General features: G+C 42.5%; 23 protein-coding genes. 7 read left to right on the top strand and 16 right to left on the bottom strand.

What is annotated here, in order from left to right; translation table 11 throughout:
• Nucleotides 1-183: 183 nt before the first annotated feature.
• Together ppc and MST18_RS00240 are read right to left on the bottom strand one after the other, a co-directional pair.
• On the bottom strand, nt 184-2,868 hold the full coding sequence (ppc, locus tag MST18_RS00235) for a phosphoenolpyruvate carboxylase (RefSeq protein WP_180133347.1): 2,685 nt from the start codon (nt 2,866-2,868) through the stop codon (nt 184-186).
• 152 nt (nt 2,869-3,020) lie between these two features.
• A complete protein-coding gene (locus MST18_RS00240) occupies nt 3,021-3,644 on the bottom strand; it encodes a TetR/AcrR family transcriptional regulator (RefSeq protein ID WP_180133346.1) in 624 nt (207 codons plus the stop codon).
• A 151-nt stretch (nt 3,645-3,795) separates the two neighbouring features.
• On the opposite strand from MST18_RS00240, the gene MST18_RS00245 reads away from it, so the two are divergent.
• From MST18_RS00245 to dnaJ, 4 genes are all read left to right on the top strand, one after another.
• Complete coding sequence (locus tag MST18_RS00245) at nt 3,796-4,902, top strand: efflux RND transporter periplasmic adaptor subunit (RefSeq protein ID WP_180133345.1); 1,107 nt, start codon at nt 3,796-3,798, stop codon at nt 4,900-4,902.
• Nucleotides 4,902-8,039, top strand: a complete 3,138-nt coding sequence (locus tag MST18_RS00250) for an efflux RND transporter permease subunit (protein WP_180133344.1) — start codon at nt 4,902-4,904, stop codon at nt 8,037-8,039. Before MST18_RS00245 ends, MST18_RS00250 begins: the two co-directional genes overlap by 1 nt.
• A 133-nt stretch (nt 8,040-8,172) precedes the next feature.
• A complete protein-coding gene (locus MST18_RS00255) occupies nt 8,173-8,550 on the top strand; it encodes a hypothetical protein (protein WP_078194105.1) in 378 nt (125 codons plus the stop codon).
• Nucleotides 8,551-8,656: 106 nt separating this feature from the next.
• On the top strand, nt 8,657-9,775 hold the full coding sequence (dnaJ, locus tag MST18_RS00260) for a molecular chaperone DnaJ (RefSeq protein ID WP_078194104.1): 1,119 nt from the start codon (nt 8,657-8,659) through the stop codon (nt 9,773-9,775).
• An 84-nt stretch (nt 9,776-9,859) separates the two neighbouring features.
• On the opposite strand, the gene MST18_RS00265 is transcribed toward dnaJ, so the two are convergent.
• Nucleotides 9,860-11,503 (bottom strand): PglL family O-oligosaccharyltransferase, encoded by a 1,644-nt coding sequence (locus tag MST18_RS00265; protein ID WP_180133343.1) that lies wholly within the window; start codon nt 11,501-11,503, stop codon nt 9,860-9,862.
• Between the two features lie 198 nt (nt 11,504-11,701).
• On the opposite strand from MST18_RS00265, the gene dapB reads away from it, so the two are divergent.
• Together dapB and MST18_RS00275 are read left to right on the top strand one after the other, a co-directional pair.
• Complete coding sequence (dapB, locus tag MST18_RS00270; protein WP_078194102.1) at nt 11,702-12,523, top strand: 4-hydroxy-tetrahydrodipicolinate reductase; 822 nt, start codon at nt 11,702-11,704, stop codon at nt 12,521-12,523.
• A gap of 58 nt (nt 12,524-12,581) precedes the next feature.
• Nucleotides 12,582-13,226: an START domain-containing protein gene (locus tag MST18_RS00275; RefSeq protein ID WP_180133342.1), complete on the top strand. Its 645-nt coding sequence runs from the start codon at nt 12,582-12,584 to the stop codon at nt 13,224-13,226.
• A 32-nt stretch (nt 13,227-13,258) separates the two neighbouring features.
• Here MST18_RS00275 and MST18_RS00280 read toward each other — a convergent pair whose 3' ends face one another.
• Nucleotides 13,259-13,687 (bottom strand): hypothetical protein, encoded by a 429-nt coding sequence (locus tag MST18_RS00280; protein WP_257227520.1) that lies wholly within the window; start codon nt 13,685-13,687, stop codon nt 13,259-13,261.
• 107 nt (nt 13,688-13,794) lie between these two features.
• On the opposite strand from MST18_RS00280, the gene MST18_RS00285 reads away from it, so the two are divergent.
• Nucleotides 13,795-15,231 carry a PLP-dependent aminotransferase family protein gene (locus MST18_RS00285; protein ID WP_180133341.1) on the top strand — a complete coding sequence of 479 codons (1,437 nt, stop codon included), beginning with the start codon at nt 13,795-13,797 and terminating at the stop codon, nt 15,229-15,231.
• Nucleotides 15,232-15,301: 70 nt separating this feature from the next.
• Here the strand turns inward: MST18_RS00285 and MST18_RS00290 are convergent, their stop codons facing one another.
• From MST18_RS00290 to MST18_RS00345, 12 genes are all read right to left on the bottom strand, one after another.
• Entirely contained in the window at nt 15,302-16,324 is a 1,023-nt protein-coding gene (locus MST18_RS00290; RefSeq protein ID WP_180024808.1) for an NAD(P)-dependent alcohol dehydrogenase, read from the bottom strand.
• 24 nt (nt 16,325-16,348) lie between these two features.
• A complete protein-coding gene (locus tag MST18_RS00295) occupies nt 16,349-16,918 on the bottom strand; it encodes a DNA-3-methyladenine glycosylase I (RefSeq protein ID WP_078194098.1) in 570 nt (189 codons plus the stop codon).
• 19 nt (nt 16,919-16,937) lie between these two features.
• Nucleotides 16,938-17,183 (bottom strand): hypothetical protein, encoded by a 246-nt coding sequence (locus MST18_RS00300; protein WP_078191630.1) that lies wholly within the window; start codon nt 17,181-17,183, stop codon nt 16,938-16,940.
• Nucleotides 17,184-17,198: 15 nt separating this feature from the next.
• Nucleotides 17,199-17,705 carry a M23 family metallopeptidase gene (locus MST18_RS00305; protein ID WP_180026235.1) on the bottom strand — a complete coding sequence of 169 codons (507 nt, stop codon included), beginning with the start codon at nt 17,703-17,705 and terminating at the stop codon, nt 17,199-17,201.
• Nucleotides 17,706-17,790: 85 nt separating this feature from the next.
• Nucleotides 17,791-18,837, bottom strand: coding sequence for an A/G-specific adenine glycosylase (gene mutY / locus MST18_RS00310; protein WP_180133340.1), 1,047 nt, complete (start codon nt 18,835-18,837; stop codon nt 17,791-17,793).
• 155 nt (nt 18,838-18,992) lie between these two features.
• Nucleotides 18,993-19,352 carry an HIT family protein gene (locus MST18_RS00315; RefSeq protein ID WP_180128550.1) on the bottom strand — a complete coding sequence of 120 codons (360 nt, stop codon included), beginning with the start codon at nt 19,350-19,352 and terminating at the stop codon, nt 18,993-18,995.
• Between the two features lie 51 nt (nt 19,353-19,403).
• Nucleotides 19,404-20,144 (bottom strand): dienelactone hydrolase family protein, encoded by a 741-nt coding sequence (locus MST18_RS00320; RefSeq protein WP_180133339.1) that lies wholly within the window; start codon nt 20,142-20,144, stop codon nt 19,404-19,406.
• A gap of 193 nt (nt 20,145-20,337) precedes the next feature.
• Complete coding sequence (locus tag MST18_RS00325; RefSeq protein ID WP_180133338.1) at nt 20,338-21,030, bottom strand: FKBP-type peptidyl-prolyl cis-trans isomerase; 693 nt, start codon at nt 21,028-21,030, stop codon at nt 20,338-20,340.
• A 54-nt stretch (nt 21,031-21,084) separates the two neighbouring features.
• Nucleotides 21,085-21,798: an FKBP-type peptidyl-prolyl cis-trans isomerase gene (locus tag MST18_RS00330; RefSeq protein WP_078191625.1), complete on the bottom strand. Its 714-nt coding sequence runs from the start codon at nt 21,796-21,798 to the stop codon at nt 21,085-21,087.
• Nucleotides 21,799-22,044: 246 nt separating this feature from the next.
• Nucleotides 22,045-24,231: a polysaccharide biosynthesis tyrosine autokinase gene (locus tag MST18_RS00335; RefSeq protein WP_218955361.1), complete on the bottom strand. Its 2,187-nt coding sequence runs from the start codon at nt 24,229-24,231 to the stop codon at nt 22,045-22,047.
• Nucleotides 24,232-24,247: 16 nt separating this feature from the next.
• Entirely contained in the window at nt 24,248-24,676 is a 429-nt protein-coding gene (locus MST18_RS00340) for a low molecular weight protein-tyrosine-phosphatase (RefSeq protein WP_180133337.1), read from the bottom strand.
• A complete protein-coding gene (locus MST18_RS00345; protein ID WP_180133355.1) occupies nt 24,676-25,731 on the bottom strand; it encodes a polysaccharide biosynthesis/export family protein in 1,056 nt (351 codons plus the stop codon). The genes MST18_RS00340 and MST18_RS00345 overlap by 1 nt, the downstream gene beginning before the upstream one ends.
• Between the last annotated feature and the right edge of the window lie 326 nt (nt 25,732-26,057).

Raw genomic sequence — 26,057 nt, forward strand, 5'->3', positions numbered from 1 at the left:
ACCAAATGGTAAAAGTTTTAAGGGTGTAAAAAAGGCATTAAATCATGCAATTAATCCAATAGGATAAGAGTCAATACTTCATAAATTTTTCTTATTTTATATATTCCAAAATAAATTAAAACCAATATGACTGGTCAAAAAAAAAGCACACAGTTCTGTGTGCTTTTTGAAAACTTGGAAGATTTAGCCAGTGTTACGCAAACCTGCCGCAATACCCGCGATACTGACCATCAACGCATGGTCGACTGGGGTATTTTCAGCTTGACGCTCGGCAAGGTATGCACGGCGGCGTTTCATCAGTTCGGCTTGTAGTAAATGTAGCGGCAATAAATAAGGCTTACGCACCTTCATGGATTGGTCGAGCACATCGTTACTGCTGAGTAATTTCGATTCACCTTTGAGTGCTAATAGCGTTTGTACCGCATCACGTAAACGCTGACGTAACTCTTCACCCAACTGTTTGAGGTCTGCGTCATCCGTCAGATGAGACTCATAATACAGCGCCACATGACCATCAGCCTTAGACAAGACCATTTCCAACATATCAATTAACGTTTGGAAATACGGCCATTGCTCTAACATTTCTTCGAGTGTCTGCTTTTGACCTTGATCAATCACTTGATTAATCGCAGCACCTGTACCGAGCCAAGCAGGTAACATCAAACGGATTTGCGTCCATGCGAACACCCAAGGAATCGCACGTAAAGACTCAATCCCACCGCTGACTTTACGTTTGGCTGGGCGTGAGCCGAGCGGTAACATTTGTAGTTCTAGTTCTGGCGTTACAGTCCGTAGGTATTTTACAAAATGCGGATTTTCACGCACGGTTTGACGATATACCTGTACCGACAGATCCGTCATGCTGTGCATGAGCTGACGCCATTCCTGTTTCGGTTCAGGCGGTGGTAATAAGGTCGCTTCTAAGGTCGCTGCGGTGTAAATTTCTAAGTTTTGTAAGGCAATGCCTTCTAATCCAAACTTGAAGCGAATCATTTCCCCTTGTTCTGTGACACGGATCGCTCCTGAAATCGAACCCGGTGGCTGTGAAAACAGCGCTTGCTGTGTCGGCGCACCACCACGGCTGATTGAACCGCCACGGCCATGGAATAATGTCAGTTGTACATCATGTTTTTTCGCAACTGCGGTTAATTCTTCCTGTGCACGATACTGCGCCCAGTTTGCCGACATAAAGCCCGCATCTTTGGCTGAGTCTGAATAGCCAATCATCACCTCGTGTTTACCCTGAATATGCTGCTTATACCAATGCATATTAAATAGGGTATTCATGGTACGGGCTGCACCATCCAAATCTTTTAAGGTTTCAAACAGTGGCACGACACGTAGCGCTTGTTTGATGCCGGCTTCTTTTTGCAGTAACAATACGGCCAAGACATCACTTGGATGTTCGGCCATGGAAATAATATAAGCCCCTAAACTTTCAGGTGGCTGTTCTGCCAAAGTGCGCATGGTCGCAAAGACTTCTTGTACATCTGGATGTTCAATCAGGCTTTGTTTTGGCTCATTTAAAAACTTCGGTAGCAGTGGACGTTTGCTTTGCAGTTCCTGAATCAAGAAGTTTTGACGGGCTTGCTCCGTCCATGTTTCAAAATTGCCTAAACCTAAATATTCAGTAATGGCAGAAATCGCTTGGCGATGACGAGTCGACTCCTGACGAATATCGAGTTTGAGTAATTCGATACCGAAACAATTCACCCGATGAATAAAGTCGAGTAACTGACCATTGGCAATTTCAGGTAAACCGCTGTCAATCAGTGAACGGTAGCAAACCAATAGTGGATCGAGCAGCTCATGGCGGCTTTTAATGACTTGGCTATCGTCCGCATCTTCACCACGGAGTTTTAGTGCCAACCAGTGACGAGTGGCTTTGAGGCGTTCCCGCGCATCACGTAGATATTCACGATAGGGTTCAGGGTGGAAATGACCCAAGGCGTCACTGAGTTCTTTACTGCATTCTTGAATCGAAAGTTCCCAGCGCAGGTCTTCGATATCGCGTAAATACAAGTCGGCAGCTTTCCAACGTGAAAGCCACAGCACTTCTTGAGTAATATTATGGGTGACGTTTGGGTTGCCATCACGGTCACCACCCATCCATGACGCAAAGCGTACAGGGGCAACATGTAAAGGCAAGGTCTTGCCACAATGATCTTGAACCATGCCATCCAATTCACGCATGAATTTGGGTACAGCATTCCACAAGGTCTGTTCAATGGTCGTGAAGCCCCATTTTGCTTCGTCGACAGGCGTCGGGCGATGTTGACGAATTTCATCCGTTTGCCATGCCGAGCAAATCAGTTGTTTTAAATCATCCAGTACGGCTTTGCGTTCGCGTGGCGTAAGTTTTTGTTGATCCATTTTAAACAGGCAATCATTAATACCATCATATTTTTGGATCAAGGTACGGCGGCTGACTTCGGTTGGATGTGCAGTCAGGACCAATTCAATTTTTAATTCACAAATTTGTTGGAACAGTTGGTCCGAACTGATGTTATTGCTTTTAAATTTTTCAAATAAATGATCGAGTGGATTCGGTGAAGGTGCTTGCTCATCAAACTCACTTTGGCGACGGCTGCGCACCACATTGTACTGTTCGGCAATATTGGCAAAGTTCAGAAAGTGCGTAAATGCACGGGTCAGTGGCAGAATTTCTTCATCTTTTAAATTTAAAAATAATTGTTCTAACTGTTTTTCAGCTTCAACTTGTCCATCGCGCGCGCCTTTAGACAAAGCACGAATTTGCTCTACCTGATTAAACAAATCTTGTCCTGCATGCTGCTTTAGGGTTTCACCCAATAAATTGCCCAGTAAGCGCACGTCTTCACGTAATGGAGCATCAATTTGTTGAATCATTTGTTATTTCTCCGCGTATTCCTGTCTCGACTATACCCCGAAAGTGCCGTGGCAAAAGGGGGTACAGACAAAAGTCGGATGACTTTTCTAGGTAAATGAGCAATAGCTATGCCATTTGTTTCAGTTTAGCCTTGAAATATTTCAGAAAATGCTTAGCTCTGCGTGCCGAGTTGATATTTCAACATAAAGATGTCGATGGCAGAGTGAATAATGGCCTGTCGCTCTGCTGCTTCAGGTACTGGGCGCATGCCCAATAAGACTTCTTGATGGCGTAGTCCCATCAGTAGCGACACAATCAGTTCAGTTTGTCGGGCAGGGTGATCCTGCTGAATGAAATTTAAAGCTGCTGCGTCTTGAAAGAAATTTTCCCAGACTTGGCGCATTTTCAAATGTGAGGCACGGAAAAACTGTTCCACCAAGGGACTGTGTTCGGCAGCCAACTCCAAAAGTAATAAATCCAGTTTAATGGCTTCTGGCAAATTCATGATGTTCAGCCCCAACTCACAAATTTCAACGAAAGCCTGCATAAAATGACTTTCGCTGTGCAGGTGTCGCGGGCGGGTATTCAAAATATATTCACAGGTGTCTTCAATCGCACTGGTAAATAACGTGGCTTTGTCCTGAAAATGGTTATAGACCGTCAGTTTGGTGACCGCTGCATGTTGTGCAATCTGATTCATGCTGCAACCGTGATAGCCCATTTCTAAAAATAATTGTTTTGCAGACTCTAAAATCCGTTGTCGTTTTTCTAAGTCTTTCGGGCGGCCGACATTCATTTGCTGAAAAAATTCCAAAAAAGGCGAAAAGGTCATTGATTTCGGATAATTAATCTAATTAATGTACCGCATGGTTTATTAATTAAAAAATAACCAAATTAATTGAATAATATTCTGCCCTAAAAAAGACTTTTTATTAAGAGCGAACTTCATGAGTACGATTAAGACCACAGTTGTCAGCATGATTATCGTTTGCAGTGTGACCTTATGGGGATGCAGCAAGGATAAAGCCCAAACGGAACAGGAAGTGCCATTTGTGATGGTGACTCAGCCGGGCGCCACACATTTTGAACAAAAAAGTTATGCGGGTGATGTACAAGCCCGCCAGCAAACAGCTTTAGCTTTTCGGGTTGGCGGCCAAATCACTGAGCGCTATGTCGATGTTGGAGACCAAGTCCGAGTCGGGCAAGTCTTGGCAAAATTAGACGTCAAAGATGCACAGTTGCAACTGAATGCAGCACAAGCGCAGCTTGAAAGTGCGCGTTCCGCTGCACAAATTGCTGAAGACGAACTAAAACGCTTTAAGCAATTATTGCCAGTCAATGCTGTGAGTCGTTCGCAGTATGATGCAGTGGAAAACCAATATAAAGCAGCACAGTCGAACTTAAAGCAAGCCCAATCAAATTATGATGTGAGTCGTAATCAGACCGGTTATAACCAATTAATTGCCAATAAAAATGGGGTCATTACTGAGCGTAATATTGAGATTGGTCAAGTGATTGCAGCAGGACAACCAGCATTTCAATTGGCGATTGCAGGTGAACGTGAAGTGGTCATTGGTGTGCCTGAACAAGCGGTTACTGAAATTAAAACAGGGCAGGATGCATGGGTCACCTTGTGGTCGAAACCACAGGAAAAATTTGCAGGCTATGTGCGTGAAATTAGTCCTGCAGCAGATCAGTCTCGTACATATAGTGTCAAAGTGGCATTGCGTGAAGGCAATAGCGCCATTCAACTGGGGCAAAGTGCACGGGTATTTTTAACCAAAGCACAGCAGAATGTTTTGCATGTGCCGTTATCGAGTGTGTCTGCGAGTGGTCAGCAGGCATATGTGATGGTGGTCAATGCAGATAATACGGTACGTAAAGTTCCAGTAACTTTAGGCGAATACGGACGTGACAGCGTGCCCGTACTCAGTGGTCTGCAAGCAGGGGATTTTGTTGTGGTTGGCGGCGTGCATTTGCTCCGCGAAAAACAAAAAATACAACCTGTTGATCGTGAAAATCGTGCGGTACACATTCAGACAGGAGTTAAATAATGAATTTTAACTTGTCTGAGTGGGCACTGAAAAATAAAGGCTTAATCCTTTATTTTATGATTCTGCTGGGCATCGTTGGGATATTTTCCTATTCCAAATTGTCGCAGAGTGAAGACCCGCCATTTACCTTTAAAGTCATGGTGATTCAAACCTATTGGCCTGGTGCAACGGCAAAAGAAGTTTCGCTACAGGTCACCGATCGGATTGAAAAAGAACTGATGACCACGGGGCAGTATGAACGCATCATGGCGTATTCACGTCCGGGTGAATCCATGGTGACCTTTGTGGCCAAGGACAGTTTACGTTCGCAGCAAGTCCCTGATGTTTGGTACACCGTGCGTAAAAAGGTCAATGATATTCGCCATCAATTACCATCTGGGGTGCAAGGTCCTTTCTTTAATGATGAGTTTGGTGACACCTTCGGTAATATCTATGTGCTCACCGGCAAAGACTTTGACTATGCCACCATGAAGGAATATGCCGACCGTTTACAGCTCCAGTTACAACGAGTCAAAGACGTTGCGAAAGTGGATTTAATTGGTCTACAAGATCAAAAAGTTTGGATTGAAATTTCCAACACCAAAGCCACGCAAATGGGCATACCCGTGACGGCGATTCAACAAGCCTTGCAGCAGCAAAACACAGTTGCCAGTGCTGGCTTTTTTGAAACCAATTCAGACCGGATTCAAGTGCGTGTCAGCGGCAATTTACAAAACATTGATGAACTGCGCCAGATGCCCTTATTGGTGAATGGTCGAACGATTCAATTGGGTGATGTAGCAGATGTACATCGGGGCTTTAGTGATCCACCGCAGCCGCGTATGCGTTTTATGGGTGAAAATGGTTTAGGCATTGCCGTGTCGATGCGTAAAGGTGGCGACATTCTGGCTTTGGGTAAAAACCTAGAAACAGAATTTGCCCGCTTGCAAAAAACCTTGCCCTTGGGCATGGAACTGAAAAAAGTGTCGGATCAGCCTGTAGCCGTGAAGCGCAGCGTCAATGAGTTTATGAAAGTCCTCGCTGAGGCGGTGATTATCGTCCTATTGGTGAGCTTCTTCTCCTTGGGTTTCCGTACGGGATTAGTCGTAGCATTTTCCATTCCATTGGTCTTGGCCATGACTTTTGCTGGCATGCAGATGTTTGATGTCGGTTTGCACAAGATTTCTTTGGGGGCGTTAATTCTCGCACTCGGTTTATTGGTGGATGATGCGATTATTGCCGTCGAAATGATGGCGATCAAAATGGAGCAGGGCTATAGCCGGTTACAAGCCGCCGGACATGCATGGCGGACCACTGCATTTCCAATGCTAACAGGCACGCTAATTACGGCTGCAGGATTTTTGCCGATTGCCACAGCCGCATCGAGCACAGGGGAATACACTCGCTCGATTTTCCAAGTGGTCACTATCGCATTGGTGGTGTCATGGTTTGCAGCGGTGCTGTTTGTTCCCTATCTAGGGGATAAATTACTGCCAGATTTTAACAAAGATTTAGTACAAAAAGCCCCGTGGTATCAGCGCCTGTGGGCACGTTTACGTAAGCAGCCCGAACCTCAGCCGATGGTACATCATGCCGGCGAACATCATGATCCTTATCAGTCTCCGTTTTATCAACGTTTCCGTGGTTGGGTCGACACTTGTGTGACCTATCGTAAGACGGTGATTGCCGCGACAGTTGGCATCTTTGTGTTATCGATTTTAATGTTTAAAACTGTACCACAGCAGTTCTTCCCACCGTCAAACCGTGCTGAAATTTTAGTGGATTTAAAGCTCGAGGAAGGTGCATCTCTGAAAGCCACAGAAGCGGCCGTAAAAAAAGTCGAAGCGTTCTTGTCGAAAAAACAAGGCATTGATAATTTTGTGGCTTATGTGGGGACAGGTTCACCGCGGTTTTATTTACCTCTAGATCAGCAGTTACCCCAAGCCAGTTTTGCTCAGTTTGTGGTATTGGCTTCATCTTTAGATGATCGTAATGAGATCCGCCAGTCATTAGCAGAAGAAATCCGTAAGCTCTTACCTGAAGTACGTACTCGCGTTTCACTTTTAGAAAATGGCCCACCTGTGGGTTATCCATTGCAGTTCCGCGTGTCGGGTGAAAATCTGAGCTTGGTTCGAGAGTGGGCACAACGCGTGTCTGCAAAAGTCAGTGAAAACCCGAACACCACCAATGTGCATTTGGATTGGGGTGAACCAAGCAAAGTCATTAAACTGGACATCGACCAAGATCGCGCACGTCAAATGGGAGTTTCCAGCTTAGATCTGTCGAACTTCCTGAATAGTTCAATCAGTGGTGCGGTGATTAATCAGTATCGTGAGAAACGAGAGCTGATTGAAATTCGGATGCGTGGTGATCAAGCCGAGCGATTGGATGTCGGTTCTCTCAGCAGTTTGGCTGTACCGACCAGCAATGGTGGTTCAGTGCCATTGGCGCAGATTGCGAAAATTGAGTATAGCTTTGAAGAAGGTTTGATTTGGCATCGTAACCGTTTACCGACCATTACTGTGCGCGCGGATATTCGCAGTAAATTGCAACCTGCAACGGTGGTGGGTGAGTTAAAAGATTCATTTGATCAGTTACGTGCAGAGATGCCGAATGGATATCTCCTCGAAGTAGGCGGTACTGTGGAAGAGTCAGCACGTGGTCAAACTTCTGTAAATGCGGGCATGCCATTATTCCTCGCAGTTGTCATGACCTTATTGATGATTCAACTACGTAGCATGTCACGGGCGATGATCGTATTTTTAACTGCACCTTTGGGCATTATTGGCGTGGTGTTATTCCTGTTATTGTTCAATAAACCCTTTGGTTTTGTGGCAATGCTCGGCACGATTGCACTGTCAGGAATGATTATGCGCAATTCACTGATTTTGATTGATCAGATTGAACAAGATATTCAGTCTGGGGAGTCGGCTTGGGATGCGATTATCAATGCAACTGTGCGTCGTTGCCGTCCAATTGTGTTGACTGCATTGGCTGCTGTATTGGCGATGATTCCACTTTCTCGCAGTATTTTCTTCGGTCCAATGGCCGTGGCGATTATGGGTGGATTGATCGTGGCGACCCTGCTGACCTTGTTCTTTTTACCTGCGCTATATGCACAGTGGTTTAAAGTGAAAAAAACTCAGCAGAATCCTTAAAAGTGTCATAATATTGGGTGCGAAATATTGAATTTTTCTCTATAGTAGCACCTGATCTACAAAGACATTTTTAAAAAGTAAAACAACCACAAGTGCAGCGCAGCATATTGTGGTGTACGGGGTTGAATCACAGATGACAGCAGAGAGTTTAGCTAAGTATCGCCGTTATGTTGCGATTTCTTATGTCTTCATGTTTTTCGCTTTATTTACCCTGATTAGTGGTGTATTTGCCTACGGCTTTGCACGCAAAGTGACTCAAATCGATTCTGCAGAAGTTTGGCTCCAAGCCCAAGCGCTTTGGGTCATGCGCACCGTTGTGATTTATTCGATGATGGCCATTTTTGCCGCACTGTGGTTTATTCCTTTATTCTTCTATTATTGGGACACCTATCTTTGGGTGACTGCATGCACGGTAATTGGTGTGGTCTTTGCTGCGATTGCCTTTTTGTATTTATTAAATGCATGGATCCAAGGTCTATCCAAATTCGTTAAAAATAAGGCTGTTTTCTAAGTCAATTTATTTTTTTCCTGCCTACCCCTTGAAAAAATGGTTTGATTCCCCAATTTCAGACCACAGTTAAGTATTAAATTAAATTCCGTGAGGAGCATCGCCAGACATGGCTAAACGTGATTATTATGAGGTTTTAGGTGTATCTAAAACCGCAAGTGATGATGAAATTAAAAAAGCCTACCGTAAGTTGGCGATGAAGTATCACCCTGACCGTAATCCAGATAACCCAGAAGCTGAAGAAAAATTCAAAGAAGCTGCAGAAGCATATGAAGTTTTATCGGACAGCGAAAAACGTAGTATGTATGACCGTATGGGACATCAAGCTTTTGAAGGCGGCATGGGCGGCGGCGGTGGCTTCGGTGGCGGTTTTAGCGCAGAAGATATCTTTAGTCAGTTTGGCGACATTTTCGGTGGCGCATTTGGCGGTGGTGGCCGTGGTGGTCAGCAACGTGCACGCCGTGGTTCAGACTTACGCTATGTTATGGAGCTTACCCTTGAGGAAGCTGTAAAAGGCGTGAAAAAAACCATTACCTTTACTGCGCCAGCGCCATGTGATGCCTGTAATGGTAAAGGATCTAAAAATCCAAATGACGTCGAAACGTGTAAAACTTGTCATGGTGCAGGTCAAGTGCGTATGCAACAGGGCTTTTTCTCTGTACAGCAAACCTGTAGCACCTGTCGTGGTCAAGGTAAAATTATTAAGAACCCATGTAATAAATGTCATGGTTCAGGGGTTTCTGACCGTCAGCAAACTTTAGAAGTGACCATTCCTGCAGGTGTGGATAATGGCGACCGCGTACGTTTAAGTGGCAAAGGCGAGGCGATCCGTGATGGCCAAGCAGGCGACTTATATGTAGAAGTGGTGGTACGTGAACACGAAATCTTCCAACGTGATGGCGCTGACCTGTATATGGATGTGCCTGTAAGCATTGCGGATGCTGCATTGGGTAAAGAAATTCAAATTCCGACTCTCGATGGTCGTGTGAGCTTGAAAGTGCCTGAAGGAACTCAAACTGGTAAGTTGTTCCGCTTACGTGGTAAAGGTGTGAAACCTGTACGTACCAGCATGACCGGTGACTTACTCTGCCGTATTGTGGTGGAAACGCCTGTAAACTTAACGGCTCGTCAACGTGAATTGTTGAAAGAGTTACAAGACACGATGGATGGCGATGACAATAAATCATCTCCGAAGAAAAAATCATTCTTCGACCGTTTATTTGATTAATTGATATGATTTGCTTGAGTTCGCTGTGATGTGAACTTAGCTATAAAAAAGCCTGCATAATTGCAGGCTTTTTTAATGAGCGTTTTAAGGTTTCGGCTGTGCTATAGGCGCTAATAAACTCTCATAGCTCATGTCGAGCCTATAGATATTTTTAAGACGCTGTAGCTGATGACGTGCTTCAGCCTCACGACCATTAAATGCCAATAAACGTGCATATTTAATGATGTGGTATTTCGCTGGATAGCTGCGAACCAATTTTTCAGTATCCTGAATGGTTTGTTCAGAAACGATGGAATATGGATTTAAACGAATAATCGCCACCCGATGTCTAAATTCCGTGAGCAAATAGATCGGCTCATGATTGGTGATTTTCTCCGGTGTTTTTTCATATTTTGATGCCTGACCCAGCTGAATCGCTGCATTGGCATAATCACGATAAATCACCGTAATCAGCACGGCGCCAATCCCGAAAACAATGCGGATAAACCATGGTGACAGATTCAAAGTAGCCGTCTGTGGCTTCGCTGCTTGAAGAATCCCGATAATAAAACCCGCAGGCAGTAAGAAATATGCGTAGTTTTGCGGAAACTCCAACATGGCATGAATAACGAAGACACCGACCATCAATAGGCCAATGACAGATAATGCAGACTTGGCTAACTTCTGTAATTGAATGCCCCAATAAGCGAAATAGGCCAAGAACGGCACACCAATAATGGCGCCATTCCACAATAAGAAATCCAAAATAAAATTGTGTGAGCTACGAATCCATACAGGCCCTTGTACCGTGTCAGAGATCGAGACAAAAGCGCTACTGGTTTGATGCCAACCATAGCCAAACCAAGGCTGTGCAGCTACGGCATGCGCCATTTGTTGCCAAATGGCTAAACGAGACATATCTCCACCAGCACGTTCGGCTACGTCACGACTTTCTTGAATATTCATGTCGGATATTTGGCTCATGATTTGACTTAATTTTGGCATCAATACAATCAGTGCCACAAAGCCGATAAACCAGGCCAAGCTGTAAAACCAGCGAAGACGGATATAATCTTTGTACTGTGCATAAGCCAAATAGACTAGGACACAGATACTTGCCACCCAAGAGGTGCGAGATTGGCTGAGCGCGACCCCAATTAAAATAGGAATTGCACAAGCGACCAAATAGCGGGTTTTAACTTTTTGCTGTTCATAAACATATAAGCAGGCTAACAAGGACATGAGCAGAAACGTGGCCATGTTATTTGGCTGAGCAAAGTTTGCAAATGGGCGCGTAGTTCCACTAATTTTCATCACAAAAGGAAGAAACGAGTCGAAATCTAACCACTGACATATTGCGATGAGTCCCGTCATGACCCCAGATGCAACAAAGGTATAGCTTAGGTATAGGAAGGTTTTTTCGCGTTTTTCCGTACCTTGCGAGAGGCTGAAACCAAGATTGATACACAGCCAGAAGCTGAACACAAACAGCATACAGAGCAAGGCAATACTAAAATAATACACCTGCCCAAAAGCCAATTGGACGAAGGGAATCAGCGCTAAGAGCAACAGGGGCAAGGAAATTTTTGCCACCATGAGCTTTTCTTTAAAGAATGTTGCCGCTAAGGCAAACAGGGCAAAAAAGGTATAAAGCTCACCGGTATACGTGGCCCAAGGTCGGTAATGAATCGGAATCAGCCATGCCAGTGCAATACAGACTGCCGCACAAAGATACAATAGGGTTTTCATGAATATTCAAGATCAATAGAACGTGCCTATCATACCGTGAAAATACCCAAACTTGGTGAGGGAATAGTCAGCGTCTGTGGTAGAAGTTGATTTGCAAAAGTCCTTCGGAAAATGCAGGATTTTTTTGTTTGCAACTTAGCCTGCGCATGGAGTTTTGATATAGTAAGACCAATTTCGAATCAACATTAGGAAAATGTTATGTCAGCAGCTCCACGTATTGGTATCTTGGGCGCAGGCGGTCGTATGGGACGCATCTTAATTCAGGCGGTTCAGCAAGCTGGTTATCAATTAGCTGCTGCGGTAGAACGTCCTGAAAGTAGCTTAGTCGGTGCGGATGCCGGTGAACTTGCAGGGATTGGCGCGGTTGGCGTAAAGGTTGTCGGTAACCTAGCTGAGGTTTTAAAAGATTGTGATGTCGTGATCGATTTTACTGCACCTGCAGCAACAGCACAGCATCTTAAACTTTGCCGTGAAGCAGGCGTTGCGATTGTCATTGGTACCACAGGTATGAATGATGAGCAAAAAGCTTATCTCGATGAAACAGCAACAGAAACCCCTGTGGTCTATGCAGCGAACTATTCTGTCGGAGTAAACGTTTCAATCAAACTTCTTGAATTGGCATCAAAAGTGTTTGGCGATACTGTGGATATTGAAGTGATTGAAGCCCATCATCGCCATAAAGTTGATGCACCATCAGGTACAGCGCTGATGTGGGGTGAAGCCATTGCCGGGGCTTTAGGACGTGACTTAAAACAAGATGCTGTGTATTGCCGTGAAGGTCATACGGGTCCACGTGAACGTCAAACCATTGGCTTTCAAACGATTCGTGGTGGTGACATTGTCGGTGAACATACTGCGATGTTTATTGCGGATGGCGAACGTGTTGAAATTACCCATAAAGCGACTAACCGTATGAACTTTGCCTCTGGTGCAGTACGTGCAGCTGCATGGGTAGTTGGTCGTGAAGCACGTAAGTACGATATGAAAGATGTACTGGGTTTTAACGATATTGACGTATAAAAGCGCGTTAAAATCCGTTATAACAACAGCATAAAATTAAAATAAGACGATCAATGGAATGAAAAAAGTCATCTTTATGGCCTGTGCTGTCGCATTCACTGCGGCAGTACAAGCGAAAACTATAGATAATGCCAAACTCACGATTAATAAAAATAATATTAAGGTTTGGACCTACCAAAATGCTCAAAATCCTGTCTTTCAATACAAAGCTGAAACCAGTTTTGATGTACCCATTGAAAAAGCGGTTTCCCTGATTTTAGATGTGGAAAATGCAGTGAATTGGGTCCCTTATATGGGCAGTGTCAAAGTCTTATCCCGTGATGACCAGAAAGGTGAATTCAGTTTATATATGGTGTTGGATTTTCCTTTTCCGTTAAAAGACCGTGATTTGGTGGTACAAGGCAAAATGCGTAAAGATGCACAAGGCATCATTAGCATCCAAAATAAAGCGGTGAAAAAAGGTTATCCGATCAATCCCAATTATGTACGTCTAACCGACTATGAGGGCGATTGGACCTTCCAGCGTTTAGGCAATCAAAAAGTCAAAGTGTCGACCTATGGCTATGCCAATCCGGAAGGCTCCATTCCGCTCAGTTTCGTGAATATGTTTGTGCAGCAACAACCTTATCAAATGCTACAAAAAATGAAAGTGCAGCTGGGTAAAAGCAAAACTGTTGCGACCTTTCCCGAAATTTTAAAATAAGCACCAGTAATGATTCAGTTCAATATGAACGATCAATGACTTTGCATCTCAGGCAGACGAAATGCCGTCAACTGCTGCATGTGCTGTGCTTCTGGAAGTTCGATACTGAGTAAGGTCTGTTCTGGAAATTGATGTGGATGTAACTTGATTTGAAATTGCCGCGCGGTCATTTGTTCACAGGCAAAGCGAAGTTTGGCTTGCTGCGGCATCATATTCATGCCGTTTTCAGATTTGGCTTTATAAATATATAGCTTTTGATGTAACCCGCCGCTGGTGATTGGTTGGATCTGCTCAAGTTCATATTGCGTCAGTTTTTGGGCACTCAAAAAACCTTGAATTAAAGATTTACAGATAAAATTTTGCTGGCTTTGAGCTTGAGTGTGCTGTTCGGGTTGGCACGCCATAAGCGTGAGTGTGCCGATGATGATTAGACCCGCTCGAAACTGCGTGAAGTCATTCATTTAATTGTCCCCCTATCGTTATTTTTGAGATATCAACCTGATGCCATCAGCTTAAATCTGTTAACTTAATGGGTACAGATACAAGAATGATTAAAAAAAGGGTACAGATGGCTTTTCAATATCAGCAGCTTGCGCAGCAGTTGGCACAGAAAATTTATAGTGGTGAATTGGCCGCAGGGCAGCGTCTGTATGCGCTACGTCAATTTTCACAGCAGCATCAGATCAGTTTAAATACCGCGAAACGCTGCTATGAATTACTTGAAGCCAAAGGCCTGATTTATGTCAAAGAAAAGTCTGGTTATTTTGTACAATCCTCACAGAAAGCCCAGCAAATTGCCGTGCCGAATCATCCTGATTTTGATTCCCGACCACGTGAAATTTCGAATTTAGAATTGCAAATTCAGATCCATGAAGCATCTGCAAATAGTCGCCTGATTCATTTGGGTTCAATTCAGTTGTCCCCCAATTTTGTTCCTGTTGAAGCAATCAGACGTTCAATCCAAAGGGCATTAAAGCATTGTAAACCAGAAGATTTTTTATATAACAATCGGCAAGGACATCCACAATTGCGTGAAGCTTTGTCGGCACATTGGGCTGAAGATGGTTTTTATATGCCTAAGGATGATATTTACATCAGCAATGGTTGTATGCCGGCTTTGTCAGTGATGTTGCAAAATCTGAGTGCGGAAGGGGAGAGTGTCATTGTCCCGACGCCGAACTATAACGGGCAATTGCAATTATTGGCTTTATTAAAGCGGAAAATTGTTGAAATTCCTGCCAATACGGAAGGTTTTGATTTAGATCGTTTAGAGCAGGCGATGCGGGATTCAGGCGCGAAAGTATGCTTATTGACTGCAAATTTTCAAAATCCTTTGGGTTTTTGTTTAAGTAATGAAGATAAGAAACGAATTGCACAACTGGCTGAAAAATATCAATGTTATGTGATTGAAGATGATATTTATGCTGAGTGTAGTTTCAATGCAAAGCGACCATTGCCTATCAAATATTGGGATCGGGCGGGCTATGTGATCTATTGTGCGTCGATTTCAAAATCTTTATCGCCTTCTTATCGGGTGGGGTGGTTTTGTCTTCCACCACATTTGCAACATTTGCGTCCCAAATTACTTTTGCAAAATGATTCGGTGAATACGCCTTTGCAGTTAGGACTTGCAGATTTGATTTTTAGTCGTGCTTATCGCCAACATCTTGCTGAATTGCGTCCTAAATTAATGGTGCAAGTCGAGCAGTATCGTCAGTATATTTACGATGCTTTTCAAGGGGTTGATATCCGTCTAAATCGGCCTCAAGGCAGTTATGCACTGTGGTTGCAGATGCCTGAACAAATAGACAGTTTGGCGTTGTATTACCATGCGCAAAAACATGGCATCAATATTGTGCCAGGTTTAATTTTTGGTGAGGACAATCGTTATAACAATTGTATTCGTTTAAATGCAGGGCATGAGCTGTCTGTAGATATTCAGCAGGCTATTTTATTGCTCGCAGATTGGGTGCGTAAGGAATGCATAAACTCAAATACCGTCTAATTTTGATGAGTGTATAAAGGACACAAAAAAGCCTGCATGCAGCAGGCTTTTTGGGCTTAGATTTTTACCGTTAAAAATCAGCTTTCAGTACAATTCGATACCGCACATTTCCTGAATGCAAACGTTCAATCGCTTCATTCACCTGAGACATTGGATACATTTCAATTTGTGGAGCAATATTTTGACGTGCGGCGAATCGAAGTAATTCACGCAGTGCCGCAGGAGAACCTGTTGATGAGCCTGTGACAGATTTAGCACCACTGATCAGCATACCTGCGGGAATTTGCATGGGCTCAAGTGCTAGGCCAAGCATGTGAACACTTCCATTCGGTGCCAAAGTCGAAAGGTAGGCTTGCCAATCCAACGTCACATTGACCGTGCTTAAAATTAAATTGAATTTCCCACGCTGCGCTTTAATCGCGGCAAGATCACGACTATTCACCACATGGTCAGCACCCATGGCTTTAAGTTCATCGGTTTTATCTAAGTTTGAACTGAACGCAGTAATTTCACAGCCCCAAGCTTTGAGCAGTTTAATCGCCATATGACCTAAACCACCAATGCCGATCACGGCAACATGGTGAATGGCCTGAATTTGGTGCTGTAAGATGGGATCAAATACCGTAATCCCGCCGCAGAGCAGAGGGCCAGCACTGGTTGGGTCGAGATCATCTGGAAGCGGAATAACCCATTGCCAGCCAGCACGGACTTTGTCGGCAAAGCCACCTGCATGACCGACGATCGTCGCTGTCTTGGTTCCAGTACATTGCACTTGGCGACCATCGATACACGAGTCACAGTGTTGACAACTTTCTGCTGTCCAGCCAATGCCTACACGTTGTCCGACTTTGAGTCCTTTTGCTTCGCTGCCGAGTTGGGTAATGGTTCCAATCACTTCATGTCCTGGGACCACAGGATAAACCGAAGATTTCCAATCATTTTGGATAATAGAAATATCTGAGTGACAAAGACCGCAATACTCGACTTTGACTTCAACCTGATGGGCTTGTAATTCACCTGCATCAAATTGGTAGGGAACAAGGGCTTCACCACTGTTCATTGCTGCATAGGCGTGGATTGTATTGTCACTCATTATTCTATCCTTTATGTTTTGAGGTCATTCTTCGTGCGTGTATTTAAAGTCACAGTGATTTTCATGATCATTGACCATGCCGATAGCTTGCATCAGAGCATAGCAAGTCGTTGGGCCTACAAATTTAAAACCATGCTTTTTTAATGCTTTGGACATGGCCTGACTTTGAGCGGTTTGTGCAGGGGCGCTACGATATTCAACGACATCATTATTGGCAATGTGTCCTTCGACAAAATTCCAAAGAAATTCCACAGGATGAATCCCTTGGGCTTTTAACTGTTGCCATGCTTTTGCATTATCACGAATGGCAGTGAGTTTGCCGATATGGCGAATCAAACCTGAATCTTGTAATTTTTCTTGTAATTGTAGGTCACTCAACGCTGCGATTTCGGCAATGGGATATTGAAAAAAATGCTGCTGATAGCAGGCCCGCTTTTTCAGCACAGTGATCCAAGACAGCCCCGCTTGTTGTCCTTCAAGACACAGCATTTCAAAGAGATGCTGCTCATCAAAACTAGGTTTAGCCCACTCAGTGTCGTGGTAGGCAATATACAAAGGATCTTCGGAGCACCAAGCACAGCGTTGTATCGTCATGTTGAATGCTCCTTTTGACTTAAATTTTAAAGACAGTCCATTGATCGTTTTTATTGTCCCAATACAACAGTTCCGCTTGATCGAGATCGGCAAATTGAATCCATACATCTTTACCTGATTTGTCTGCGTAGCCGGTGCTGATGAGTAATGCTTCTTCAGTGATCTCCATGATCCAGCCCTGATAAGACTGTCCATTGAGGCTGATTTTTTGTTGATTACCAGATTCTGCAAATTCCACCAGACGATTGATCAACGCTTCTGACATGTATGTTTCCTAAAATTAACGTAAATACGGATAGGGGTTAACGGCATTGCGACCTTTACCACCCAAGTAAATGCCATAATGCAAATGTGGTGCAGTATGTCGAGCATTGCCAGTATTACCTACATAGCCAATGACATCACCTTTTTTGACATAGTCGCCGACGTTTAAGCCACGTTTATGACCATCAAGATGCGCATAATAATGCCAAGAACCTGCGGGCCCCATAATCCATATCACTTTACCACCCAAATTGTTATTACGTAAGTCAGCAACTAAACCTTCTGTAGCACTGAGAACTTTTGTTCCACGTGGAACAATAATATCAATGCCTTCGTGGCTCCGCCCTTGGCTACGCGCTGCGCCCCAAGTATCCTTGAGCGCACTTCGTTTGACTTGATGAACAGGAACAGGCAATTGATTGGATAAACGCATGTTTTGTAATTTTTTCACTTCATGTGCAGGCAATGTACTACCAGATGGTTTGGGGGGAGTTGACGTACAGGCGCTGAGTAAAAGCAACATAAAACCAATACCGCCGAAAAACCCTCTGCGAAGCAAAAACTCTTGAGTCACATTTGTCCCTATTCAATTGATGAGCAGTTAAAAACTATGGCATAGAATGGCTTTCGAGTTCTAGCGTAGAAATGAGTTTTTTCATGGCAGTAGGAATACCGAGAGCAGTGGCTTGTATCGGGGTATACCACTGCGCGTTGCATTCAATCGCTAAATGCTCTTTTTGATCGGCAGCAACAGTAAATACAGTAGCTTCTAAAAGCCAAGTGAAGTGGGTAAAACTATGCGATATTTGCACTTGAGTGGTGGTAGGTTTCAGTCCAAGCTGCTGAGTGTAGGATTGAAACTCATGGGGTTGATCAAAAATAGGTAAACACCACAGACCACCCCATAGACCGCTATTCGGACGTTGTATCCACAACCATTCTCCTGCAGATTGAATCAGCATGACTTGGGCCTCTCTCACTGGAACAGGCTTTTTAGGCTTTTTATAAGGTAATTCAGTCTCTAAACCTTGAGCATGTGCTTTGCAGTGCTGCTGCATAGGACAATATAAACAGAGCGGCTTTTTCGGCGTGCAAACGGTTGCACCAAGATCCATAATCGCTTGGGTATAATCGTGATTGCGTTCAATGGGGCAGAGCTCTGTCGCCAGTTGCCACATGGCCCGTTCATGTACAGGTTTCGATAAATCATCTTCTATAGCAAAGAATCGAGACAATACTCGCTTGACGTTGCCGTCCATAATCACGCCATATTGTCTTAAACCTAAAGACATCAGCGCACCCGCGGTAGACGGGCCGATGCCCGGTAGTTCCATCCACTGCTCAAGATTGCTTGGAAAATGTCCCTGACGTGCAACAATGCCTGCGGCTTTGTGTAAGTTCCGAGCCCGTGCATAGTAGCCTAAGCCAGCCCAATAGGGTGCCACATCATCCCAAGAAGCATGACCTAAATCTTCAACAGTTGGAAATCGTTGAATAAATCGATCAAAGTATTGTAAGACGGTTTTGACTTGAGTCTGTTGTAGCATAATTTCTGAAACCCACACTTTGTAAGGGTCATCCTTCACTTGCCACGGTAAGTCATGACGACCATGGACATCAAACCAGTCGAGAAGGGCATCAGAAAAGTTAAACATGCAAAACAGTCAAAATTGAAAAAACCTGCCTAGTATACATCTTTCTATAGGTATTCTTTTTGTTCAAAACGAAATCTGTATATCAGGGGAAATGCCAAAATAGCAGCTATCAAAAAAGGAGCCGAAGCTCCTTAGTGAGTGTCAATTTTTAAATTTTAGCTTTTAAAGCCCCAGCGGGAATCAAGCGCCAACGTTTGGTTTTCATAACGTGGAATAATGTGAATATGCACATGTTCAGTGGCTTCGCCAAAAACTTGTCCATCATTAAACCCAATATGAAAGCCAGTAGGTTGATAACGTAAATTTAATTCATTACGTGCTTGTTCAAGTAAGGACATTAAACTTTTACGTTCTTTATCAGTAATTTCAAAAAAAGAACCAACGTGACGTAGCGGGACAATGACAGCATGTCCTTTAGACAGTGTGTGTGGTTCAGGAAGTACAACTCCAAAATCATTTTTTGCAATAACGTCATATTCATCAAAATTGCAATATGGACAATTGAGTTCTGTCATTGTGCTCTCCGCATTTTTATAAATTAAATATTGGTATTGGTTCTTAGCGCTTTAAGAATCAAGCTGGCGTGCTAACAAGGCATACATGGCCGCTAAGCTTTGTTGTTCTGCAGTAGCGTTATAAGCTAAATCTACACCGTTGGCTTTGGCGCGTTCATCCGCCATCGGGTTGCTAAAGCCATGTTTTGCACCTTCAAAAATATTAATTTGATACTTCACTTGGGCAGCATCCATTTCATTTCTAAAGGTCGCAACATCTTCTAAGCTCACCATCGAGTCGAGCTCACCATGTTGCACTAAAATCTCTGCTTGAACTTGTCCTGTTTGTGCAGGAGTCGCTGTAGCAAGTGTTGCATGGAAGGTCACCACAGCTTTTAATGCAGCACCTGAACGAGCTAAATCCAGCACGACTTTTCCGCCATAGCAAAAGCCTATAGCTGCGAGTTTATCTGCATTTACTTCTTTTTGCTGTGCCAAAGTGTTTAATGCAGCAGACGCGCGGGTCACAATGGTGTTGGCATGATCAAAAGTCTGCATCATCCATTCATAAGCTTGCTTGGCATCTGTGGTGACTTTTTTGTCACCATACATATCCAAAGCGAAAGCAGCATAGCCTTGTTCTGCCAATTCACGCGCACGTTGTTCGGTATATTCATTGCGTCCCCACCATTCAGGGGCAACTAATACACCTGCGATCGCAGTGTCTGACTCTGGTGCGGCAAAATAGCCAAAAAGTTGAGTTCCATCCGCTGCTGTATATTGAATTTCGCGCGTCTTAATTTTAACGGTCATGGTCAAATCCTTATGTGCGGCTACGCAGTTAATGAAGATTTAAAATAAAGGGGAAAATAGTTTTGTGAAATAAATATAAGATATCAATGTGAATTTTAAGTCAAATCAATCAAAAAAATTGTAAAAGAAAATAATGGTACGCAGAAATATTGAGGAGCACCGAGATTTGTCGATGCTCCTGAAGTGGGTATTGTTATTTAGAGAGAACTTCGATGAGCTCTACATCAAAAATCAGCGTGCTATTTGGCTCAATGACGTCTGCTGAACCAATTTGACCATAGCCCAAATTGGCAGGAATGAAGAAGCGATATTTTGCACCTTCTTTCATCAACTGTAGACCTTCTGTCCAACCTTGAATGACTTGGCTCACTTGGAACATCGCAGGTTGGTTACGTGCAATTGAACTATCAAAAACAGTGCCATCAATTAAGCGCCCTTCATAGTGAACTTTCACTTTTGAATTGGCTTTGGGTGACTTGCCTTTGCCGGCTTGAATGACTTGATACTGCAGGCCAGATTTCGTGACCTGAATACCTGGTTTTTTGGCATTCTCAGCAAGGAAAGCGGCACCAATGGTGGCATTCGCATCCGCTTTTTTCTTCAATTCAATCAGTTGTTTCGCTTCGGTTTGCTTTTTATATTGAGTTAAAGCACGAGTCATTTCTTCATCTGTTAATGAAGAAGCTTGACCTTTAGATGCTGCCTTTAAACCTGCAACAAATGCATCAATATCCAAATCCTTAATGGATTCAGCATTACTGCGTCCCATTAAGTAACCAAAACTATAACCCACTTGTTCTGCAGCACTACTTTTATTACTGACATCTTTGGCAAATACAGTGCTTGAGCAGAGTGCCAAACACAACATACTGATCTGTAAATTCATGACCGAGTCTCAAAATAAAGCAGGAGAGCGAAAAGCTCTCCTGTACCGGTTTTATTATTTAACTTCAATGAGTTCTACATCAAAAATTAAAGTACTGTTCGGTGGAATCGTTCCTGGAACACCTTGAGCACCATAACCTAGGTTTGAGGGAATATATAAAGTAGCTTTGCCACCTTCCTTCATTAACTGTAGACCTTCAGTCCAACCCGGAATTACTTGGTTCAACGGAAATTCAATTGGCTCGCCGCGCTGTACTGAACTATCAAATACTGTGCCATCCACTAACTTACCTGTGTAGTGAACTTTAACAACTGATGTGGCTTGCGGTTGTTTACCTGTACCTTCTTTCGTTGTTAGGTACTGTAAACCAGAAGCTGTAGTTTTAACCCCAGCTTTGCTTTTGTTTTCTGTTAAGAAATTATCGCTGCTACTTTGTGCTTGCTTATTGCTTTCGAGCTGCTTATTTTGCATTTCTTGTTGGAACTCAGCATATGCTTTTTGTAATTCTTCTTCAGTATATGCAGGTTTTGCACGAGCATGGCCTGCACGAACGCCAGTGACAAAGCTATCAATATCTAATTCTGGAGGCGTTTGATGGGCAACTTCATAACCAAGTGCATAACTGATTTTAGCGACAGCAGAAGCATTTGCAGCTGGTTGAGTTGATGTTGCTGATTGCGTAGCAGGCGTTTTAGTTGCATAGTAAACAGGAACAAGTGCGGCACCGCCGAGTAATACAGCGACAGCGATAGGTAGGGCCTTACTCATATATTTTCCCACAATTATTTTATATGTAAAAAGTTGCTGAAATTCTAGCAGACTTTTCCTGTTCAGCGCTTACCTATCTCTACGATCAGGTAAGGTGCAGGAAAGATCATCATAGTGATGTTCTTATTTTTATACTATAACGGTATGAATATATAAAACATTTTTTATACAGAAAGAGGCATGCAACATAAATTTCGCACATAAAAAAGCCACCGTATTCGATGGCTTTTTTTACAACGCGCTGAATCAGTCTTGGTCTTTTGAAGCTTTATAACCATAAGAATAGTTATAGCCATAACCATAGCCTGCTGAGCTACGTTGAATGTCGTTTAGAATAATACCATTGACCTTCACACCCACTTGTTCAAAGCGGTTCACGGTTAACTCTAATTCTTTCAACTGAGTTTTCGCATAACGAGCAATCACCAGATTCACGCCAGCAAATTGCGAAATAATGATACCGTCTGTCACCGCAAGTACAGGAGGGGTATCAATGATCACATGATCAAACATCGGTGAAATTAAATCTAAGAATTCTTTGAATTTCCCAGAGCTTAAAAGTTCAGATGGATTAGAAGGGCTTTTACCGCGAGTAATCACACTTAAATTTGGAATTTCAGTGGTTTTAATGATGCTGTCTAGATCACGCTGACCATTTAAATATTCAGAAAGACCTGGTTGGTTGTCATGATTGAAGTATTTGTTTAAATAACCACGACGTAAATCAGCATCCACAATTAAAACATGTTTATTACTTTGCGCAAGAATCGTAGCTAAATTGGTTGAAATAAATGATTTACCGACTTCAGGCGCAGGCCCTGAAATCATGATCAGATTATTTTTTGCAGAGGTTAGTGCAAAGTGAATGGCAGTCCGCATACTGCGTAGGCTTTCAATCGCAATATCATCGCTATTTTTAACCGCAAGTACAGGAATGGTCTTTTTCTTCTTCAGTAACTTGATGCGACTTTCCTGAATAGGGGAACGTGGCACAGTGGCATAAACCGGAAGATCAAGGGTGTTCTCAATTTCTGAAGAATCTTTGATTCCTGAGCGTAGCATGTTACGTAGTAGTGCAAGTAATGTACCGAGGAAACCACCAAGAAAAATTGAAAGTATCAAGATTTGTAGTTTTTTTGGTGCAATTGGTTCAATAGGCTCTACGGCAGTATCCACAATACGGACATTACCAATTTCACCAGCTTTGGCAATACGAAGCTGTTGGTAAGAATTCAACAACGCTGTATAAAGTTGTTGTTTCACTTCAACTTCACGATAGAGCTGTAAATAACGACGTTGTAGGTCTGGTAATTTTTTTAAGGTGGTATTCAATTCACCAATTTTGCTATTGATTGCACCCAATTGAGCATTCATTTGTTGCATCACTGGATGCTCACTGGTGTACTTCGCAGAAGCTTCAGCAACTTTTTGCTCTAATTCAGCTTTTTGAGTTTCAAGAGTGACACTTTGAGTTAAATAGAGTTCAGATTCTTTAGTGACATCGACAGTATTAAACTCTTGACGGAATTTGTTAAATTCACGTTCTGCGACATCAAGCTGTTGTTTTAATTCAGGGAGTTGTTCGTCTAGGAATTTTAATGTTTGTGCACTTTCAGCCGAACGTCTTTCAATATTTTGATGGCTGTAGGCTGCTAAAATGGCATTTAAAACTTTTGTAATATGTTCTTTATCTTGGCCCTGATAGTTAAGGCCAAGCACGCCCGTCATTTTTCCTTTTTCAGCAACCGAATAGTTTGCCAAAATGCTGTCCACAGCAGCTGGTAAAGATTGCTTTTGAATCAAATAATGATCATTGAGTTGGTCACGGGTGTAAATAGCAATATCCCATTGACCATCGGCAGTTCTTAGAGAGCTAGCTTGATTAATTTTGGTGCTTAGAATGGTTTGTTCAGTTTGAACATCCGTCAAAGTAACCTGATTATCTTGAAAACTTAAACTAATATTCTTATCACGATAAATTGAGGGAATATCAAATTGGCGTATTTCAAAACTTTTCTCATTATCTTTGAAAACGACTGATTTATTTTTATATTCTGTGACATATTCATGCGGCGAAAATAAGCGATCAGTGAAAGAATTCTCTGTACCGGAAATTTTTAAATCTAGATGTAAGTTTTGAATCACGGTGCCTAGAACTAAACGTGATTTAAGAATCTCAATTTCTGCTTGCGCTGGTTGTTTTTGATCAATCATATTAGAAAGATCACCTAATAAGGCAGCAGAAGCTCCTTTATTCTCTTCGACCTGTACTAAAGCGTTGACTGCATAAGTGTCGGGAGTGGTTCTAAGATAAAGTAAAGCACAAACAAGACTTAAAATTACACATAGAGCAATTAACTTCCACTGTGCAATCAGAGAGAAAAATAATTCCTTTAAATCAATTGTATCTTCTGTATTGGTATTTTGGCTCATAATCGTACATCAAAAGTTAAATTTGTTTAGTCCAATCTGCAATGCAAGATTGGATCAGTTCTGAGATCTGGTCAAAAAAAGCTTGATCGTGCTGATATGGGTCAGGCACATTTTTACCTTGCCAATGGCCTAAACGAAAAGTCTTTCCTTTTGCAAATGGCCATGTTTGTTCAATATGCTTTTGTTGATTTGAACTCATGACTAAAATTAAATCTGATTTCTTGATCAGTTCAGCATTTAATTTTTGCGCAATGTGTCCACTCATATCGATGCCAATTTTTTGCATACAGTGTTGAGCTTTTTCATCTGCTGGATGTCCAACCATGCCTGAGATTCCCGCTGAATAAATATTCAGGTCGGGATGATCTTTTTTTAGGAGATACTCCGCCATAGGACTTCGGCAAATATTACCTACACACACCACCAGAATATTTTTAAATAACATTATTGACCCATTCTGTCGATGTTATAGATCATATTTGAGAAAGGAATCACCTGATTGATCACACGCTGCCAACGTGCTAAACCAGATGCATCAACATAGACAATATCATTGCTGCGCATTTTGAACTGGTTAGCGAGTCCAAAGTCACCAATACTGGTTAAATCCAAATGATAAATTTCGGTCATCGGGCTATTCATATCACTACGTACTACGTAGATTTTACCTCGACTTGCAGAAAGCGAGTTTACCCCAAGACTTTCGCCCAAGACGTCACTTAAACTCATTCCTTGATCACGCATTGGTAGGGATTGATTTTTACCAGATTCACCCATTACATAAATTTTCTGATTTTCGCGTGAATTGACATAAATTGTATCGTTAGGCTGTATGAGTAGATTATGTAGTGAATAGCCAGCCTTTTCTAACTGAATGCTATTTAAGTTGTAAGTTTGTCCTTGGCGTACCAAGGTAATAGACGTATTATCGCCAAATTGCGTATTCACACCGCCAGCAAGACCAAGTGCAGTATATACGCTGGTAGGTTGGTCGGTGAGATTAAATTGACCACCTCTCATTACATTACCTTGGACAGAATAACGCTGGCCTTGGTAGGAAAGAACGCGAACAATCACATCAGGAGTTTTCAAATAGCGGGCAAGTTGGCTACGTAACTCCTGATTAACTTTTGTTAGGGATTTTCCGGCAGCTTTATATCGGCCAATAATAGGGAATTGAATATAACCATTTTGGTCGATTTGGTAACCGTTTGATTTTATCGCCTCTTCATTACTAATGGTATTTGTAGGTGGCGTTATTTCTGGATATGCCCATAAATAAATGGATAAAATATCACCAGAATTTAATCGATAATGTTGTTGTTGTTGATTGAAAAGGTGAGCAAAATTTTGTTGATTAATCTGTGCGGGTTGAACGGCTGCTAAATTGTCTTGTGATAATTTGATGACATTTACAGTTGAACCTAGATCTGTTTGGAAAACACCTTCTTTTGGTAAATCATATGTTTGAAGACCTGATGTGATTGCACAACCCGTCATACCTAAACTGAGTGCTAACAAGAAGCTATAACGATAGTAACTCACTCGAAATCCTACTTATAAAAATAATTGAATTGTAAAAAAGGCAATCGCCTGATTTTTAAAATATATAACGCAGCATTTTATACTATGTAAAGTAAACATCCTAGGATTTGCTGTCAAAATGTGTTGCTACAGTGTAATGATTATTGTGTGAAATAAAACACATATATGTTAATGAATACATAATAAATTCATTTAAGTAATTGGTGTTAAAAATCAAATATTAATATATTGGTTAAAAAATAAACGTTTAATTTTGCAGTTATAATTTTCGATTACGAAAA

The organism is Acinetobacter sp. YH12068_T, assembly GCF_024606005.1.
Classification (GTDB): Bacteria; Pseudomonadota; Gammaproteobacteria; order Pseudomonadales; family Moraxellaceae; genus Acinetobacter; species Acinetobacter amyesii.